Origin of the sequence: Prevotella sp. TCVGH (assembly GCF_023522295.1) — a bacterium.
GTDB classification, from domain to species: domain Bacteria; phylum Bacteroidota; class Bacteroidia; order Bacteroidales; family Bacteroidaceae; genus Prevotella; species Prevotella timonensis.
The window spans coordinates 1-1569 of record NZ_QFFX01000138.1 but is presented as its reverse complement, the minus strand read 5'-3'; the positions used below and the strand labels follow the sequence as shown (position 1 = coordinate 1569).

The following is a 1569-nucleotide window of genomic DNA, read 5'->3' as shown; positions in this document are numbered from 1 at the left end:
AGTATATACAATGCTGTTTTTCTAATGGCGGTCATTAGAAAATGACAAGAAGCTTTTTCTAATGACCGATTTGGGTTTAATGACTATATGCGGTGGTAATTTATAGAACCAGCCTTTAAGGAATGGTGGTGAGTTAGCGTTTGTTAGATTTAATGCACGTTAGCATACAAAGGCTCTTGATATTCATCACTTACGAAAGTTTCACCCTTATTACAGGCAGCTTATTTTTTCAATAAGCTTATAGTCGTCAATGAGAATGCTATAAAGTGGGACGAGATGTCTCGCTTTGTTTATCAAGTCGTCACCTCAGAGGTGTATTTGTATTATAAGAAAGGCGAAGCGTCTTGTTTCGTTCTAAAGATTGCAGCAAGCCAAGGCATGCTTTTTTTTATTTCACTCCATCGTGAGAAAACACACAAAAAGCTCAATATTTTTTTTGTTATGACACAATATGGCAACACGCCCCTGTAATTTTGCGCTTAGTAAATCATAAATTTCATGCAAAATTAACTCATATGGTAAATCAACATGGTGCGACATTATATAAACAGATACATCCCAAAGGGGAATGTGGAGATTGATGCAAGTAGCATGCGGTTAAAAGATAAAATATAAAAAATGAGAGGAATCCAATTTTTTCTTGCAAACGTTTTGCAGATGTATAAAAATATTTTATATCTTTGCTATCAATATGTGAGCGACATAAAATTGTGTGCACGCCATGACAATTCTGTTCAAGGAGTAAAATCTGGTAAATTTAAACTTGAAATTATGAATACGGAGAGTCAGAGCGAGTTCACTGCCAGCATAGGCATGGATTCCTCTTTCGTATTTTACTTAATTTCGGGTTTACCAGAGCCTTACTCTTAGTAGAATGTGATACCGAGGCGTTCATGCCTCTCTTTTTAGGCTTGCGCCATGAAGAAACAACAAAGTGCATTAACCAATAAAAACCTAAAAATATGGCATTATTCAGAATTACCGTAACACGCCGTAAGAATACCGCAGGTATGCTTATCGAGCCGGGAATGAGCGTGCAAATAGCTTCGTTTGTTAACAATCCTGTCACAAACATCCAAGAATGCAAAAAAGTGAACCAACTCTTCATCAACAACTTTGGTGTAGACTTAGATAAAATGGGCGCACTCAATTGCTCATGCTTGAGGGTGGAGAAGATAGGGTGATGAAAACATTTAATATAAATACTGAATGTGACAGAACAAATAAAATTGTTACACGGAAAATTTGTTTAACTTTTAAATTATTAAAAAATGGGAGATTCTAATTCTAAAAAGAAGATTAACTGGAGTAAAGTGGCAGGTACCGCTCTAACTGTTGCAACAGCTGTTGTTACTGCACTACAAAATTCAAAAGGTCAAAATCAAAATTAACTACACAAATGAGCTTTTTGGTATATTTTGCCGAAAGGCTCATTTTCAATGGGAATATTTGTTTTGTTTGTTATTGCTGCAATTATATTACTTCCTCTTCTTCAATACTCTGTTAATAATCACATAATTGTTTGAAAATGAGCGAGTTGATTAACAAAACATAACTAAATAAATTTGG

The 1569-nt window shown here is 34.9% G+C and carries 1 protein-coding gene; it reads left to right on the top strand.

Annotated features, from left to right (window positions below; all coding sequences use genetic code 11):
* Window positions 1–962 precede the first annotated feature (962 nt).
* Window positions 963–1184 (top strand): DUF6140 family protein, encoded by a 222-nt coding sequence (locus DEM91_RS12455; RefSeq protein WP_025072976.1) that lies wholly within the window; start codon window positions 963–965, stop codon window positions 1182–1184.
* The last annotated feature ends 385 nt before the right edge of the window (window positions 1185–1569 follow it).

What these genes read in the sequence shown, in the direction of transcription:
- DEM91_RS12455 (WP_025072976.1), top strand. Translation starts at nt 963, where the DNA reads ATGGCATTATTCAGAATTACCGTAACACGCCGTAAGAATACCGCAGGT.